Annotated in this window: 15 protein-coding genes; 9 read left to right on the top strand and 6 right to left on the bottom strand. The window is 68.8% G+C overall.

Annotated features, from left to right (window positions below):
- The first annotated feature begins 12 nt into the window (after positions 1-12).
- Positions 13-1,149 (top strand): iron-containing alcohol dehydrogenase, encoded by a 1,137-nt coding sequence (locus EJI01_RS01290; protein WP_126835302.1) that lies wholly within the window; start codon positions 13-15, stop codon positions 1,147-1,149.
- Here EJI01_RS01290 and EJI01_RS01285 read toward each other — a convergent pair.
- Positions 1,119-2,012 carry a LysR family transcriptional regulator gene (locus EJI01_RS01285; RefSeq protein ID WP_126835301.1) on the bottom strand — a complete coding sequence of 298 codons (894 nt, stop codon included), beginning with the start codon at positions 2,010-2,012 and terminating at the stop codon, positions 1,119-1,121. The two genes, EJI01_RS01290 and EJI01_RS01285, sit on opposite strands and share 31 nt — an antisense overlap.
- A gap of 86 nt (positions 2,013-2,098) precedes the next feature.
- On the opposite strand from EJI01_RS01285, the gene bla reads away from it, so the two are divergent.
- Positions 2,099-2,968, top strand: a complete 870-nt coding sequence (gene bla / locus EJI01_RS01280) for a class A beta-lactamase (RefSeq protein ID WP_126835300.1) — start codon at positions 2,099-2,101, stop codon at positions 2,966-2,968.
- A gap of 3 nt (positions 2,969-2,971) precedes the next feature.
- Here the strand turns inward: bla and EJI01_RS01275 are convergent, their stop codons facing one another.
- Positions 2,972-3,958 carry a tripartite tricarboxylate transporter substrate binding protein gene (locus tag EJI01_RS01275; protein WP_126835299.1) on the bottom strand — a complete coding sequence of 329 codons (987 nt, stop codon included), beginning with the start codon at positions 3,956-3,958 and terminating at the stop codon, positions 2,972-2,974.
- Between the two features lie 85 nt (positions 3,959-4,043).
- Between EJI01_RS01275 and nthA the strand changes: the two genes are divergently transcribed.
- The 3 genes from nthA to EJI01_RS01260 are packed head-to-tail and all read left to right on the top strand — an operon-like array spanning position 4,044 to position 5,744.
- Entirely contained in the window at positions 4,044-4,661 is a 618-nt protein-coding gene (gene nthA, locus EJI01_RS01270; RefSeq protein ID WP_126835298.1) for a nitrile hydratase subunit alpha, read from the top strand.
- On the top strand, positions 4,658-5,320 hold the full coding sequence (nthB, locus tag EJI01_RS01265) for a nitrile hydratase subunit beta (RefSeq protein WP_126835297.1): 663 nt from the start codon (positions 4,658-4,660) through the stop codon (positions 5,318-5,320). The genes nthA and nthB overlap by 4 nt, the downstream gene beginning before the upstream one ends.
- A 55-nt stretch (positions 5,321-5,375) precedes the next feature.
- The gene (locus EJI01_RS01260) at positions 5,376-5,744 is read left to right on the top strand and encodes a nitrile hydratase accessory protein (RefSeq protein WP_126835296.1); all 369 of its coding nucleotides are present in this window, start codon (positions 5,376-5,378) and stop codon (positions 5,742-5,744) included.
- A gap of 4 nt (positions 5,745-5,748) precedes the next feature.
- On the opposite strand, the gene EJI01_RS01255 is transcribed toward EJI01_RS01260, so the two are convergent.
- From EJI01_RS01255 to EJI01_RS01240, 4 genes are all read right to left on the bottom strand, one after another.
- Positions 5,749-5,970: a hypothetical protein gene (locus EJI01_RS01255; RefSeq protein WP_126835295.1), complete on the bottom strand. Its 222-nt coding sequence runs from the start codon at positions 5,968-5,970 to the stop codon at positions 5,749-5,751.
- Positions 5,971-6,084: 114 nt separating this feature from the next.
- Positions 6,085-7,155, bottom strand: coding sequence for a phospholipase (locus tag EJI01_RS01250; RefSeq protein ID WP_126835294.1), 1,071 nt, complete (start codon positions 7,153-7,155; stop codon positions 6,085-6,087).
- Positions 7,152-8,159, bottom strand: coding sequence for an acyltransferase (locus tag EJI01_RS01245; RefSeq protein ID WP_126835293.1), 1,008 nt, complete (start codon positions 8,157-8,159; stop codon positions 7,152-7,154). The genes EJI01_RS01250 and EJI01_RS01245 overlap by 4 nt, the downstream gene beginning before the upstream one ends.
- A gap of 9 nt (positions 8,160-8,168) precedes the next feature.
- Positions 8,169-10,526 (bottom strand): Tex family protein, encoded by a 2,358-nt coding sequence (locus EJI01_RS01240; protein ID WP_126835292.1) that lies wholly within the window; start codon positions 10,524-10,526, stop codon positions 8,169-8,171.
- 112 nt (positions 10,527-10,638) lie between these two features.
- Between EJI01_RS01240 and EJI01_RS01235 the strand changes: the two genes are divergently transcribed.
- The 4 genes from EJI01_RS01235 (at position 10,639) to EJI01_RS01220 (ending at position 13,831) form a co-directional block, all read left to right on the top strand.
- Entirely contained in the window at positions 10,639-11,136 is a 498-nt protein-coding gene (locus tag EJI01_RS01235) for a hypothetical protein (RefSeq protein ID WP_126835291.1), read from the top strand.
- 57 nt (positions 11,137-11,193) lie between these two features.
- Positions 11,194-11,754 (top strand): DUF2239 family protein, encoded by a 561-nt coding sequence (locus EJI01_RS01230; protein WP_126835290.1) that lies wholly within the window; start codon positions 11,194-11,196, stop codon positions 11,752-11,754.
- 71 nt (positions 11,755-11,825) lie between these two features.
- On the top strand, positions 11,826-13,172 hold the full coding sequence (locus EJI01_RS01225; protein ID WP_126835671.1) for an MATE family efflux transporter: 1,347 nt from the start codon (positions 11,826-11,828) through the stop codon (positions 13,170-13,172).
- Positions 13,139-13,831, top strand: a complete 693-nt coding sequence (locus tag EJI01_RS01220; protein ID WP_126835289.1) for a glutathione S-transferase — start codon at positions 13,139-13,141, stop codon at positions 13,829-13,831. The genes EJI01_RS01225 and EJI01_RS01220 overlap by 34 nt, the downstream gene beginning before the upstream one ends.
- The last annotated feature ends 101 nt before the right edge of the window (positions 13,832-13,932 follow it).

Below are 13,932 nucleotides of genomic sequence, written 5' to 3'. Positions count from 1 at the left end.
CGTTCACACGCCATGGCCCTCATCCAATACCTCACCCAGATCCAGTTCGAGTTCGGCGCCGTCAAGCTGCTCGGCAGCGAATGCGCGCGCATCGGCATCACGCGTCCGCTGGTCGTCACCGATGCCGGCGTGCGCGCGGCCGGCGTGCTGCAGAAAGCGCTCGATGCGCTCGGCGAGCTGCCGGTCGTCGTGTTCGACCAGACCCCGTCCAATCCCACCGAGGCCGCCGTGCGCACAGCCGCCGCGATGTACCGCGAGGGACGCTGCGACGGCCTGATCGCAGTCGGCGGCGGCTCGGCCATCGACTGTGCCAAGGGCGTCGCGATCGCGGCCACGCACGAAGGCCCGCTCAAGACCTACGCCACCATCGAAGGCGGCTCGCCGAAGATCACCGAGCGCGTGGCGCCGATCATCGCGGTGCCCACCACCAGCGGCACCGGCAGCGAGGTGGCGCGCGGCGCGATCGTGATCGTCGACGACCATCGCAAGCTCGGCTTCCACAGCTGGTCGCTGATGCCCAGGGCCGCGATCTGCGATCCCGAGCTCACGCTGGGCCTGCCGCCGAAGCTCACCGCCGCGACCGGCATGGACGCCATCGCGCACTGCATGGAGACCTTCATGTCGGCCGCCTTCAATCCACCGGCCGACGGCATCGGCCTCGACGGATTGCAGCGCGCCTGGCGCTACATCGAGCGCGCCACCAAGGACGGCAGCGACCGCGAGGCGCGCCTCAACATGATGAGCGCATCGATGCAGGGCGCGCTGGCCTTCCAGAAGGGGCTGGGCTGCGTGCATTCGCTGAGCCACAGCCTGGGCGGCATCGATCCGCGCCTGCACCACGGCACGCTCAACGCCCTCTTCCTGCCGGCCGTGATCCGCTTCAACGCGGGCGCCGAATCGGTGCAGAAGGAGCAGCGCCTGCAGCGCATGGCGCAGGCCATGAACCTCGATTCGGCGGGCGATCTCGGCGTCGCGATCCGCGACATGAACGCGCGCCTCGGACTGCCCAAGGGCCTGGCCGAGGTCGACGTCGCGCCGGCGATCTTCGAGCAGGTGATCGATGGCGCGCTGGCCGACCACTGCCACAAGACCAATCCGCGGCTCGCGACGCGCGAGGACTACCGCGAGATGCTCGAAGCGTCGTTGTAGCCCGTCTGCGCGAGCAGCCAGGTGCTAAAGGCGTCCATCGCCGGGCTCGGTGCGCGCGACCTGAGCCGCGTGAGCCAGTAGCTTCCCGTCAACACCTCGGTCGCGAGCGGCCGCACCAGGCGGCCCTCGCCCAGCTCGCGCTCGAACATCGAGGCCGGCGCCAGCGCCACGCCGGCGCCCTGCATCGCGGCCTCGACCATGAGCCGCGATGAATCGAACACCGGCCCGCGAATCGCCGGGCAGGCCACGCCGGCCGCGGCGAACCAGCCCGGCCAATCGTCGGGCCGGTAGGAGCGCAGCAGGGTCTCGTGCGCGAGGTCCTGCGGCCGCGCGATGCGCGCCGCGATCGCCGGCGTGCACAGCACCGCGAGCGGCGCCGCCAGCAGATGCTCGGACTGCAGCCCCTGCCAGGTGCCGTCGCCGAAGCGGATTGCGAAATCGAGCCCCTCGCCGGCCAGGTCGACCACGTTGTTGTGCGTCATCAGGCGCAGATCGATGAAGGGACAGCTCTGCTGGAACAGGCGCAGCCGCGGCAGCAGCCAGCCCACCGCGAAGGTGCCCACCACGCCAACCGTTAGCACCTCGAAGAAATGGCCGTTGTCGAACTGCTGGACGACGGCTTCCATGCGCCCGAAGGCATCGGCCAGCACCGGGAGCAGCGCATGGCCTTCGTCGCTGAGCGCGAGCCCGCGCGGTAGGCGCCGGAACAGCGGCGCGCCGAGCCGCGCTTCGAGGCCGCGGACCTGCTGGCTGACCGCGGCCTGCGTCACGTTCAGCTCGGCGGCAGCGAGCGTGAAGCTCAGGTGGCGCGCGGAGGATTCGAAGGCGCGCAGTGCGTTGAGTGGAAGATGGGTACGCGCCATAAGATTTTCTTTTGCGAGACAGCAAATACTATCGTTTGTGCCGCCGCCGCGGATGGCCGAAAGTCGCTCGCTTTCAGGAGCAACTCATGATTCATCGACGGCAATTCACAAGCACCCTTTTCGTCTCGCTGGCCGCCACATCCTTCGGCATCCGGGCCGAAGAGGCCAGCGCCCTTTCCAAGCAGCTGGCAGACATCGAGAAAGCCAGCGGCGGCCGGCTCGGCGTCGGCGTGCTCGACACCGGCAACGGCCGGCGCGCCGGGCACCGCGAGGACGAACGCTTCCCGCTGTGCAGCACCTTCAAGTTCCTGGCCGCCGCCTTCGTGCTGGCGCGCGTGGACCAGCGCAAGGAGAGGCTGGAACGTCGCGTGGTCTACGGCCCGCGCGACTTGGTCACCCATTCGCCGGTGACGGAAAAACACGCCGACGGCACCGGCATGACAGTCGCGCAGCTGTGCGAAGCGACGCTCACCCTGAGCGACAACACGGCCGCCAACCTGCTGCTCCAGAGCTTCGGCGGACCGAAGGGCCTGACCGCCTTCATGCGTTCGATCGGCGATGCGAAGACACGGCTCGACCGCTTCGAAACGGCGCTCAACGAGGCCCGGCCCGGCGATCTGCGCGACACCACCACGCCGGCCGCGATGAGCCGCAGCATGCAAAAGATTCTCTTGGGCGACATCCTCACGCAGCCCTCGCGTGCGCAGTTGCTGCAATGGCTGGACGGCAACAAGACCGGCGACGAGCGCATCCGCGCCGGGCTTCCGGCGGACTGGAAGGTGGGCGACAGGACGGGCTCGGGCCAGAACGGCACGACCAACGACATTGCCATCCTGCGGCCGCCGGGGCGTGCGCCGATCCTGCTGTCGGTCTATCTCACGGAGACGGCGGCGGCGCCGGCGGCGCGCAATGCGGCGCTGGCCTCGGTGGCGGCGGCCGTTGCAGGCTGGGCCTGATGATCACTCGGCCTTCACGCCCGCAGTCCTGATCACCCGCGCCCACTTGGCCGTCTCCGCATCGATGAAGGCATCGAACTCCTCGGGCGTGCTGCCGGCCGGAAAAGTGCCCATCGCATCGAGCCTGGCGCGGGTCTCGTCGCTCTTGATGATGCGCGCCACCTCGTCCGACATGCGCTTGACGATCTCTCGCGGCGTGCCCGCCGGCGCCAGCAGGCCGGCCCAGGTGCTGCCGGTGAAGCCCGCGAAGCCTTGTTCGATGAAGGTGGGCACGTCCGGCACCGCGGGCAGGCGGCGCTCGCTGGCCACCCCGATCAGCCGGACCTTGCCGGCCTTGCCCTGGTTGATGAGTCCCGTCGGCGCATCGAAAAAGAGCTGGATCTGCCCGCCCATCAGGTCGGTCAGCGCCGGTACCGCGCCGCGGTACGGGATGTGGATCATGTAGGTCTTGGTCAGCGATTTCCACAGCTCGCTGGTCAGGTGCGCGGCCGAGCCATTGCCCGAGGAGCCGAAGCTGACCTTGCCCGGGTTCGCGCGCGCATAGTCGATCAGCTCCTTCGCCGTCTTGAAGGGCGCGTCGTTGTTGACTGCCGCGAGCAGCGGCGAGACGCCCATCAGCGAAACGCCTGTCAGGTCCTTCTTCGGGTCGTAGGGCAGCTTCGGGTAGAGCGTGGTGTTGGCCGCATAGGCCGCGATGACGACGCCGAAGGTGCTGCCGTCGGGCGGCGCTTTCGCGATCGCATCGACGCCGATCAGGCTGTTGGCGCCGGGCTTGTTCTCGATCAGCACGGGCTGGCCCAGTCGTGCCGAAAGACCCGGCTGCACCAGCCGCGCCATCTGGTCGGTGAAACCGCCGGGCGTGTACGGCACGATGATGCGGATCGGCTTGTTCGGCCAGGTGGCCTGCGCGAAAGAAGGCGCCGCGACCGAGGCCGCAGCCGCAGCGGACCACAGGTTGAAGGCGCGGCGGGACAAAGAGGCTTGCGGCATGAAAGGGTCTCCAGTGGAGCGACGATTCTGGAAGGACGCCACGGCAACGCCCCTCAGGGTTTGCCCTTCGCGCTAGCATCCGCGCATGGCACACGACCACGACCACGACCACAGTGAACTCAGCGAGATGGACCTGCGCGTGCGCGCACTCGAAACCGTGTTGACGCAGAAGGGCTACATCGACCCGGCCGCGCTCGACGTGCTCATCGATACCTACCAGACGAAGATCGGTCCGCGCAACGGTGCCCGCGTCGTTGCGAAGGCCTGGACCGACCCCGCCTTTCGCGACTGGCTGCTGAAGGACGCCACCGCGGCGATCGCCTCGCTGGGCTACACCGGCCGCCAGGGCGAGCACATGGCCGCAGTGGCCAACACCGACACGCAGCACCACATGGTGGTCTGCACGCTGTGCAGCTGCTACCCCTGGCCGGTGCTGGGCCTGCCGCCCACCTGGTACAAGAGCGCGCCCTACCGATCGCGCGCGGTGAAAGATCCGCGCGGCGTGCTGGCCGAGTTCGGCGTGAAGCTGTCCGCCACCACCGCGATCCGCGTGTGGGACTCGACGGCCGAGGTGCGCTACCTGGTCATTCCGCAACGGCCGGCCGGCACCGAAGACTGGAGCGAAGAGGCACTGGCCGATCTGGTGACGCGCGATTCGATGATCGGCACCGGCCTGGCCCGCAGTCCCGAGACCGCACCATGACGTACACCACGCATGCCGATCTCGGCGGACGCGAGGTGGCCGGCGCGATCGTGCCCGAGCCCGAGGACGAGCTTTTCCATGCCGGCTGGGAGCCGCGCGCGCTGGCCCTGACGCTCGCGATGGGCGCCACCGGCTCCTGGAACATCGACGCCAGCCGCAGCGCACGCGAAACCCTGCCGGCCTACGCGCGGCTGAGCTACTACCAGATCTGGCTCGAAGCGCTCGAGAAGCTCATGGCCGAGCGTTCGCAAGTCCTGCCCGACGAGATCGCCGCCGGCCGGATGCTGCATGCGCCCGTGCCCGTCCGTCGCGTGCTCCACGCTGCCGACGTGCCCGCCGCCCTGGCCAAGGGCTCCGCAACCGAACGCTCCCCGACTGCACCCGCTCGCTTCGCCATCGGCCAGAAGGTGCGCACGCGCGCAGAACAGGTCGAGCACCACACGCGTCTGCCCGGCTATGTGCAAGGCAAGCTCGGCACCATCGAGCACCTGCACGGCATGCACGTGTTCGCCGACACGCACGCGCAGGGCCTGGGCGAGCAGCCGCAATGGCTCTACACGGTGGTCTTCGACGGCGTGGACTTGTGGGGCGCCGAGGCCGAACCCGGACTGCGCGTGTCGGTGGACGCCTGGGAAAGCTACCTGACGGAGGCCGCATGAGCCGCCCGGCCGTTCCGAAGGCGAATACCGAAGCGCGTAGCGCGGAGGTTGCCCAATGACTGACTCGACCACGCTGCCGCTGCTGCCCGGCATGCCCATCGACGGCGCCGAGCCGGTGTTTCGCGAACCATGGGAGGCGCATGCCTTTGCGCTGGCCGTCTCGCTGCACCAGCGCGGGCTCTTCACCTGGCCCGAATGGGCCGAAGCGCTGGCAGCGCAGATCGGCGCTGCCCAGGGGGCCGGCGATGCCGACCTCGGCGACACCTACTATCGTCATTGGCTCGCCGCGCTGGAGACGCTGGTGGCTCGCAAAGGCGCAAGTTCCGTCGATGAACTGACGCGCTACCAGCGAGCCTGGGACCGCGCGGCGGACCGCACGCCGCATGGGCGGGCGATCGAGCTGCGCGAGCAGGATTTCGGCTGAGGGCTCAGCCCTTCTTGCCGCCGAACACCAGCAACGCCCCGCCCACCACGATCGCGGCCACGCCGGCCCAGGCCGGGAAGTTGACGTCCTGCTTTTCCTTCACCGACAGCTCGATCGGCCCGATCTTGGCCTGATGGGTCTCCTTGGTGAAACTGAAACCGCCCAGACCGAGGGCGGCGATGCCGGCCACGATCAGGATGATGCCGACGATGCGGGTTGCGTTCATGGAGGTCCTCCGAAATTGATTCAGGCCCGACTTTAGGGCCTGTTGACGCTATTCGCGGGGATCGCGTTGCCCAGCCAAGGGGCTGGATGTAGCGTCGACAGGGCCCCCCGGGGCTCAAAGCGGCAGCAGCTCGCCGGCGTCGCCGCGCGCCAGCCACTCGGCCAGTTCGTCCGCCAGCCGGCGCGCTTCATCTGCAGCCGTGCGCCAGGCCTTCATGCGCGCCGGCGCATCCTTGCCGTAGCGCACGAAGTCGCTGCGATCCGGCAGCTTGCCGTTCGGCAGGCTGCGCACCCATTCCGGATCCGGCGCCAGCACCACCGTGCGGTCCAGAAAATGCGTGGGCTTGTGGCGCCACTTCAGTCCCTTGTCGAGCCAGCCCGGCACCACCGCCTTCTGGAAGTGCGGATACAGCACGACGCCGTCGGTGTTGGCGTAGTTCAGGTGCAGGTGGTAGTCGGTGATGCCGCCGTCCCAGTAGGCGCCGGGCGGCGCGCCGGGAATATCGTGCACCGCCTCCAGCATGAAGGGGATCGAGCACGAGGCCTGCAGCGCGGGCTCGAAGTTGGCTTCCGTGAGCTCGACCTGCCGCGTACGGAAGTCCAGCGTGCCGAAAGGCAGCGCCGCACCGGCGCTGGAGAACACCACGCGCTCGAGCCAGGCGCCCAGGCTCTTGCGGTGCACGCTGTTGGTGATGAAAGCCCCCAGGTAGCCGACCGGCGTGCGTGCCCTGCCCTCGCGCCCGAGGATGTGGCGCCCGCGCGAGGTGATCACATGCAGCCGGTAGCGCGAATGGCGCAGCACCTCGGGCGCGCGGCCGCCGTAGAAGTCGCGCAGCCCTTCGCCGAACTGCGCGCTGACCTGCTTCGCCGTCATGCGCTTCTGGCCCGGCGGCACGTCGAAATGCTGATGGATGTAGCCGTGCTCGAACTGCTCGAAAGCAGTCTTCGGATTGTCGAGGCAGGCGTTGGCGAGCCGCCAGGCGCCGATCGAGGCGCCCACCAGGTCGATGGGCTGCGTCGACTGCGGCAGCCATTCGCCGAACAGGAAGCGGTCGATGGGCCCGAGGATCAGGCCCTTGGGGCCGCCGGCCGCGCCGGGAACGATGCGTACGTCCTGCGGGCGCAGGCCGTGCCGGCCGATGTGTTCGCGCGCGAGCGGGCCGGCATGGATGCGAAGCGCCTTCATCGCTTGCCGACCAGCACGCCGAGGCCCAGCGCCTGCAGCAGCCAGCCGATGCCCAGGCCGCCGGCCAGCGTCGCGGTGACCACGGCAATCAGCCCCCACGGGCCGGCATGCGACACCGCGAACGCCGTGATGCCCGTGCTCCTGCACACCTCCAGCATCGCGACGTTGGCTACGTAGATGGCGAAGGTGTTGCGGCCCACGAATGCGATCGTTCGGCCCACGATCTTCGGCGGCTGCGGTTGCACGCGATCGGCAGCGACCGCGCTCATCAGCAGCAGCAAGGAGGCGATCGTTACGGTGACGGACAGGTAGGCCGAGTGCTCGGTGAAGAGCCTGCTCTCGAGCGGCGCTGCCAAGAGCAGCAGCACGGCGACGATGGCCAGGCCCGGCTTGCGGCCGAACTCGCCGCGTGCCAGCGCGATGCCCATGGCCACGTAGGGAATCCAGTAGATGAAGAGCCGGTCGCCGACGGCCGAGATCCATCGGTTCTCGAACAGCCAATAGCACGCGGCGACGTTCAACGCCACGCCGGCGGCGATGACCGGCAGCGTCGGCGCCTCGGCCACCCAGCGCCGCAGCAGCGGGAAGAGCAGCGTGAGCTGGAACAGGATCACGAAGTAGTACTGCCCCGACCACCCGTAGCCGCCGAACCAGCCGCCGACGATGGTATGCACCGGCGTGGCGTCCCACCGGCCCTGGTAGAACTTCTCGATGTAGAGCAAGGTCCAGGCGATGTAGGCGACGCCCAGCTCGACCAGTCGCTGCCCGAGGTAGGCGAAGTGCGTTTCGGAACTCCGTCGCGCGAGCGCCTTCTCGAGGTAGTAGGCCCACATGCCGATGAATACCGGCACGCCGAAGCGGTACACGTCCTCGAATGGCAGGCCTGCGTGGATGCAGACCACGCCGACGATGGCAGCCGCCTTCAGGTAGTCGGCATGCAGGTCGCGCGTGCCGATGGCGGCCTGCGCATCGCTGCGATCGGCGGTGTTGCGAAGCTCAGCCATCCACGCGCCCTAGGACTTGCGCAGCCCCTGCAGCTTGGCGAAGGCGCTGGCCATCTGCCCCGCAGGCTGCGGCGCGCTGTCGCGGCGCGGGCCCTGCTGGCCGCGCCCTGCCCCTTCGAAGCGGTTCTCGCGCGCACCGTCGCGCCGCGCCGGCGCCGCGTCGAGCTTCATCGACAGGCCGATGCGCTTGCGCGCCACGTCGACCTCCATCACCTTGACCTTGACGATGTCGCCGGTCTTCACGACTTCGCGCGCATCGTTGACGAACTTGTGCGAGAGCTGGCTCACGTGCACCAGGCCGTCCTGGTGCACGCCGAGGTCGACGAAGGCGCCGAACTGGGCCACGTTGCTCACGGTGCCTTCGAGCACCATGCCCTCGACCAGGTCCTTGATGTCCTCCACGCCGTCGTTGAAGCGCGCCACCTTGAAATCGGGACGCGGGTCGCGGCCCGGCTTCTCGAGTTCGCCGAGGATGTCCTTCACCGTGATGACGCCGAACTTCTCGTTCGCGAACAGCTCGGGCTTGAGCGTCTTCAGCATCTCGGCGCGGCCCATCAGTTCGGCAATGGGCTTGCCGGTCTTCTCGATCATCTGCTCGACCACCGGATAGGTCTCGGGATGCACGCCGGTCAGGTCGAGCGGATTGGCGCCGCCGCGGATGCGCAAAAAGCCTGCGCTCTGCTCGAAGGTCTTGCCGCCGAAGCCGCCGACTTCGAGCAATTGCTTGCGGGTGGAAAACGCGCCGTTGGCCTCGCGCCAGCGCACCACCGCCTTGGCCACGCCGGCCGACAGGCCCGAGACGCGCGACAGGAGCGGCACGCTCGCGGTGTTGAGGTCGACGCCGACCGAGTTCACGCAATCCTCCACCACCGCGCTCAAGGTGCGCGCGAGCTCGCTCTGGTTCACGTCGTGCTGGTACTGGCCGACGCCGATCGACTTGGGATCGATCTTCACCAGCTCGGCCAGCGGGTCCTGCAGCCGGCGCGCGATGCTCGCCGCGCCGCGCAGGCTGACGTCGACATCGGGCATTTCCTGCGAGGCGAATTCGCTCGCGGAGTAGACCGAGGCGCCGGCCTCGCTGACCACCACCTTGTCGACCTTCATCTCCGGCGCGCCGGCCTGGGCCGCCATCTTGGCCAGCAGCTTGATCAGGTCGCCCGCCAGCTTGTCGGTCTCGCGGCTGGCGGTGCCGTTGCCGATCGCGATCAGGTTCACGCCATGCTTGGCGCACAGCTTGCCGAGCGTGTGCAGCGAGCCTTCCCAGTCGCGGCGCGGCTCGTGCGGGAACACGGTGGCGGTGTCGACCAGCTTGCCGGTGGCGTCGACCACCGCGACCTTCACGCCGGTGCGGATGCCCGGGTCCAGGCCCATCACAACGCGCGGGCCGGCCGGCGCGGCCAGCAGCAGGTCGCGCAGGTTGTCGGCGAAGACCTTGATCGCGACCTTCTCGGCATCTTCGCGCAGCCGGGTGAACAAGTCGCGCTCGGTGGACAGCGAGAGCTTCACGCGCCAGGTCCAGGCCACGCACTTGCGGATCAGGTCGTCGGCCGGACGAGCAGCATGGCTCCAGCCCAGGTGCAGCGCGATCTTGCCTTCTGCGATCGACGGCTTGCCCGGCTCGGGCTCGACGGGCAGCACCAGCTTGGCATCGAGGATGTCCTGCGCGCGGCCGCGGAACACGGCCAGCGCGCGGTGCGAAGGCACGCGGCCGATGGGCTCGTCGTAGTCGAAGTAGTCGCGGAACTTGGCGATGTCGGCGTTGTTCTCGTCCTTGCCCGCCATCAGGCTGGACTTGAACAGGCCCTCGGCCCACAGCCATTCGCGCAGGCGCTGCACCAGCGCCGCATCTTCGGCCCAGCGCTCGGAGAGGATGTCGCGCACGCCGTCGAGCACCAGTTGCACGGTGGAGAAGTCCAGCCCGTCCGCAGCCGGCTTGACGAAGGCCGCAGCCTCCTCGGCCGGGTTCAGCGTCGGGTCGGCGAAGAGCTTGTCGGCCAGCGGCTCGATGCCGGCCTCGCGCGCCATCTGGCCCTTGGTGCGGCGCTTGGGCTTGTACGGCAGGTAGAGGTCTTCCAGTTCCTGCTTGGTCGGCGCGGCGTCGATCGCGGCGCGCAGTTCGGGCGTGAGCTTGCCTTGCTCCTCGATGCTCTTCAGCACCGCCGCACGGCGGTCTTCGAGCTCGCGCAGGTACGAAAGGCGCGCCTCGAGCTCGCGCAGCTGGATGTCATCGAGGCCGTCGGTCGCCTCCTTGCGGTAGCGCGCGATGAAGGGCACGGTGGCGCCCCCGTCGAGCAGATCGACGGCGGCCTTCACCTGGTGCTCGCCGACCTTGATCTCGGACGCGAGCTGGCGAATGATTTTCTGCATGTCTGGGGAGGATCCCTGGCGAGCGGCGCCGTGCGCGCCCGACGGGTGGAGAAGAAAGGAATGGAACGAAGCGCGGAAGTTTGCCATAGGGCCCTGCGCACAATCCCTCACGATGCGTATCCTGAAGAAACTGCTGCGCGCCCTCGCCGCTGCCCTGCTCGTTCCCTTGCTGCTGTTCGAGGAGTGGGGCTGGGAGCCGCTCGCCGCGCTGGCCGCACGGCTGGCGCACCTGCCGCTCTGGGCTCGACTCGAACGCATGGTGCAGGCCCTGCCGCCCTGGGGCGCGCTGCTGGTGTTCATGGTGCCGGTGCTGATGCTGCTGCCGCTCAAGCTGCTCGCGCTGTTCCTGCTGGGCCGCGGCCATGCTGCAGGCGCCGTGCTGCTGCTGGTGGGCGCCAAGCTGGCCGGCACCGCGGTCGTGGCCCGCCTGTTCCAGCTGGTCGAGCCGGCGCTGATGCGCATTCCGTTGTTCGCGCGCTGGTATCCGCGCTGGAAGCAGTGGAAGGATCGCGTGCTGGGCTTCGTGCGCCTGAGCGCGCCCTGGCGAGCGGCCCGGCGCCTGAAAGACGGCACCCGCCGCTGGTGGCGCAGCCTGCGCCGCGCATCCTGAAGATGTTTCACCCGGGTATATTGCATGGATTGTTTTGCCCGGGTATTATTCGCCCCCATGTCATCTTCTCAATCCAACCTCACCGCCTTCGCCGGTTTCAGGCGCATCGCTGCCGGCCCGCGGGCCGAGGTAATCGCCCTGCTGCGCGCCCGCGCCGATGAGCCCCCGGCTTTCGTGTTCGACGACAGCACGGGTGAGCAGCTCGATCTCGATTTGCGCGAATCGGCCAATGTCGTGTCCGAAAGCGCGAAGCACGATGAACAGGCGGCGCGCGGTGTCGGCCGCCCGAAGCTGGGCGTGGTCGCGCGCGAGGTCACCCTGCTGCCGCGTCATTGGGACTGGCTCAGCCGCCAGCCCGGCGGCGCATCGGTCGCGCTGCGCCGGCTGATCGACGAGGCGCGGCGCGTGCATGCCGACCGCGACGCCGAACGCGCGGCGCGCGAAGCCACCTACCGCTTCATGACCGCGATCGCGGGCGACCTGCCCGGCTTCGAGGAAGCGGCGCGCGCCTTGTTCGCCGGCGACCGTGCGCGCTTCGAAGAACTCGTCGCCCCCTGGCCTGAAGACGTGCGCCTGCATCTGCACAAGCTGGCCGCAACGGCCTGGAGCGTGTCATGAGGACCGATACGCCCGCAACGGCCGCGCAACCGGTACCGCCGGCCCCTCACCTCAACGCGCGCGCAGCGGCCATGGCCTCGCGCCCGCTTTGGAAGACCTTCCTGTTCTTCCTCGCGCCGATGCTGCTCAGCAACATCCTGCAGTCGCTCTCCGGCACGCTCAACAACGTCTATGTGGGGCAGATGATCGGCGTCGGCGCGCTGGCGGCGGTATCGAGCTTCTTTCCGGTGATGTTCTTCTTCATCGCCTTCACCATCGGCCTCGGCGCCGGCGCCTCGGTGCTGATCGGCCAGGCCTGGGGCGCCCGCGACACCGAGAAGGCGCGCGCCGTGGCCGGCACCACGCTCACCGTGGGCGTGCTGTTCGCGCTCGCGGTCGCGGTGTTCGGCGGCACCTTCACGCAGCCGATGCTGGCGGCGCTGGGCACGCCGCCCGACATCCTGGCCGATGCCACGGCCTACGCGCGCATCATCCTGATCGCGATGCCCGGCCTGTTCGTGTTCCTGCTCTCCACCGCCATGCTGCGCGGCGTGGGCGACACGGTGACGCCGCTCTACACGCTGATGATCTCGACCGTGCTCGGCCTCGCGATCACGCCAGCGCTCATCCGCGGCTGGTTCGGACTGCCGATGCTCGGCGTGGCGAGCGGCGCCTGGGCCACGGTGATCTCTTTCGTGGTCGCGACCGCCTGGCTGGCCGTTCACCTGCGGCGCAAGAAGAGCCCGCTGGCGCCGGATGCCGACTTCGTGCGCCACTTGCGCGTGCGGCCGGCGCTGCTGAAGGCCGTGCTCAAGGTGGGCGTGCCCACCGGCGTGCAGATGATCGTGGTCTCGCTGGCCGAGCTCGCGCTGCTGTCCTTCGTCAACGCCTACGGCTCGAGCGCCACCGCGGCTTACGGCGCGGTGAACCAGGTCGTGGCCTATGTGCAGTTCCCGGCGATCTCGATCGCGATCACCGCTTCGATCCTCGGCGCGCAGGCCATCGGCGCCGGCCAGGCGCAGCGCCTGGGCGCCATCACGCGCACCGCGCTGCAGATGAACCTGGTGCTGACCGGCGGCCTGGTGCTGCTGGGCTACCTGTTCTCGCGTCCGCTCATGGGCTTCTTCATCACCAGCGAGCCGGTGATCGAGGTGGCGCAGACGCTCTTGCACATCATGCTGTGGAGCACCGTGATCTTCGGCATGGGCGCGGCGCTGTCGGGGATCATGCGTGCCAGCGGCTCGGTGCTGGTGCCGACCGCGATCTCGATCTTCTGCATCGCGCTGATCGAGGTGCCGGTGGCCTGGTGGCTGAGCCATCGCATGGGGCTCAACGGGATCTGGATCGCCTATCCGGTGGCCTTCACCGCGATGCTGACGCTGCAGGCCAGCTACTACCGCTTCGCATGGCGCAAGAAGACGATCAGCAGGCTGATTTGAGCGCCGGCGGCGCGCGGCCTGTGCTCTATTCGTTCCGCCGCTGCCCTTATGCGATGCGCGCGCGCATGGCCATTGCCGCGAGCGGCCAGCGCTGCGAGCTGCGCGAGGTCGTGCTGCGCGACAAGCCGGCCGAGTTGCTGGCCGCGTCGCCCAAGGGCACGGTGCCGGTGCTGGTCGATGTGGACGGCACGGTGATCGACCAGAGCCTGGACATCATGCTGTGGGCCTTGCGGCGCAACGATCCCGAAGGCTGGCTGCAAGCCGAAGGCGCGACGCTGGACGAGATGCTCGCGCTCGTCGCCGAATGCGACGGCGAGTTCAAGCGGCATCTCGACGGCTACAAGTACCCGGAGCGTCATCCGGACGCCGACACAGCAGCGCATCGCGCGCAGGGCGGCCTCTTCCTGATGCGGCTCGACGCACGGCTCCAGGACAGTGCCGGTCTGTGCGGCGGGCGTATCGCGCTGGCCGACATCGCGATTGCGCCATTCGTGCGGCAATTCGCGCAGGTCGATGCGGCCTGGTTCGAAGCCCAACCGTGGCCAAGGCTTCAAGTCTGGCTGGCCGCACAACTGGATGCACCGCTCTTCGCGCGTGTCATGGAGAAGTACCCGCCCTGGCGCACCGGAGGGCGCGGTGTGGAATTTCCGCCAGCTTGACTCGCTGGTCCTTATTCATGCGTCATCCCGGGGGTGGTTGCGCGCGCATCAAAGGCCCAGTGCCCTCACCCCAGCCCTCTCCCGGAGGGAGAGGGAGCAAG

The sequence above is a fragment of the Variovorax sp. MHTC-1 genome (genome assembly GCF_003984645.1).
Lineage (GTDB): Bacteria > Pseudomonadota > Gammaproteobacteria > Burkholderiales > Burkholderiaceae_C > Variovorax.
The sequence above is the reverse complement of the archived record's forward strand: the minus strand, read 5'-3'. Positions and strand labels throughout refer to the sequence as shown.

Coding starts and splice junctions, on each gene's coding strand:
- EJI01_RS01290 (WP_126835302.1), top strand. CDS start 13: ATGGCCCTCATCCAATACCTCACCCAGATCCAGTTCGAGTTCGGCGCC.
- EJI01_RS01285 (WP_126835301.1), bottom strand. CDS start 2,012: ATGGCGCGTACCCATCTTCCACTCAACGCACTGCGCGCCTTCGAATCC.
- bla (WP_126835300.1), top strand. CDS start 2,099: ATGATTCATCGACGGCAATTCACAAGCACCCTTTTCGTCTCGCTGGCC.
- EJI01_RS01275 (WP_126835299.1), bottom strand. CDS start 3,958: ATGCCGCAAGCCTCTTTGTCCCGCCGCGCCTTCAACCTGTGGTCCGCT.
- nthA (WP_126835298.1), top strand. CDS start 4,044: ATGGCACACGACCACGACCACGACCACAGTGAACTCAGCGAGATGGAC.
- nthB (WP_126835297.1), top strand. CDS start 4,658: ATGACGTACACCACGCATGCCGATCTCGGCGGACGCGAGGTGGCCGGC.
- EJI01_RS01260 (WP_126835296.1), top strand. CDS start 5,376: ATGACTGACTCGACCACGCTGCCGCTGCTGCCCGGCATGCCCATCGAC.
- EJI01_RS01255 (WP_126835295.1), bottom strand. CDS start 5,970: ATGAACGCAACCCGCATCGTCGGCATCATCCTGATCGTGGCCGGCATC.
- EJI01_RS01250 (WP_126835294.1), bottom strand. CDS start 7,155: ATGAAGGCGCTTCGCATCCATGCCGGCCCGCTCGCGCGCGAACACATC.
- EJI01_RS01245 (WP_126835293.1), bottom strand. CDS start 8,159: ATGGCTGAGCTTCGCAACACCGCCGATCGCAGCGATGCGCAGGCCGCC.
- EJI01_RS01240 (WP_126835292.1), bottom strand. CDS start 10,526: ATGCAGAAAATCATTCGCCAGCTCGCGTCCGAGATCAAGGTCGGCGAG.
- EJI01_RS01235 (WP_126835291.1), top strand. CDS start 10,639: ATGCGTATCCTGAAGAAACTGCTGCGCGCCCTCGCCGCTGCCCTGCTC.
- EJI01_RS01230 (WP_126835290.1), top strand. CDS start 11,194: ATGTCATCTTCTCAATCCAACCTCACCGCCTTCGCCGGTTTCAGGCGC.
- EJI01_RS01225 (WP_126835671.1), top strand. CDS start 11,826: ATGGCCTCGCGCCCGCTTTGGAAGACCTTCCTGTTCTTCCTCGCGCCG.
- EJI01_RS01220 (WP_126835289.1), top strand. CDS start 13,139: ATGGCGCAAGAAGACGATCAGCAGGCTGATTTGAGCGCCGGCGGCGCG.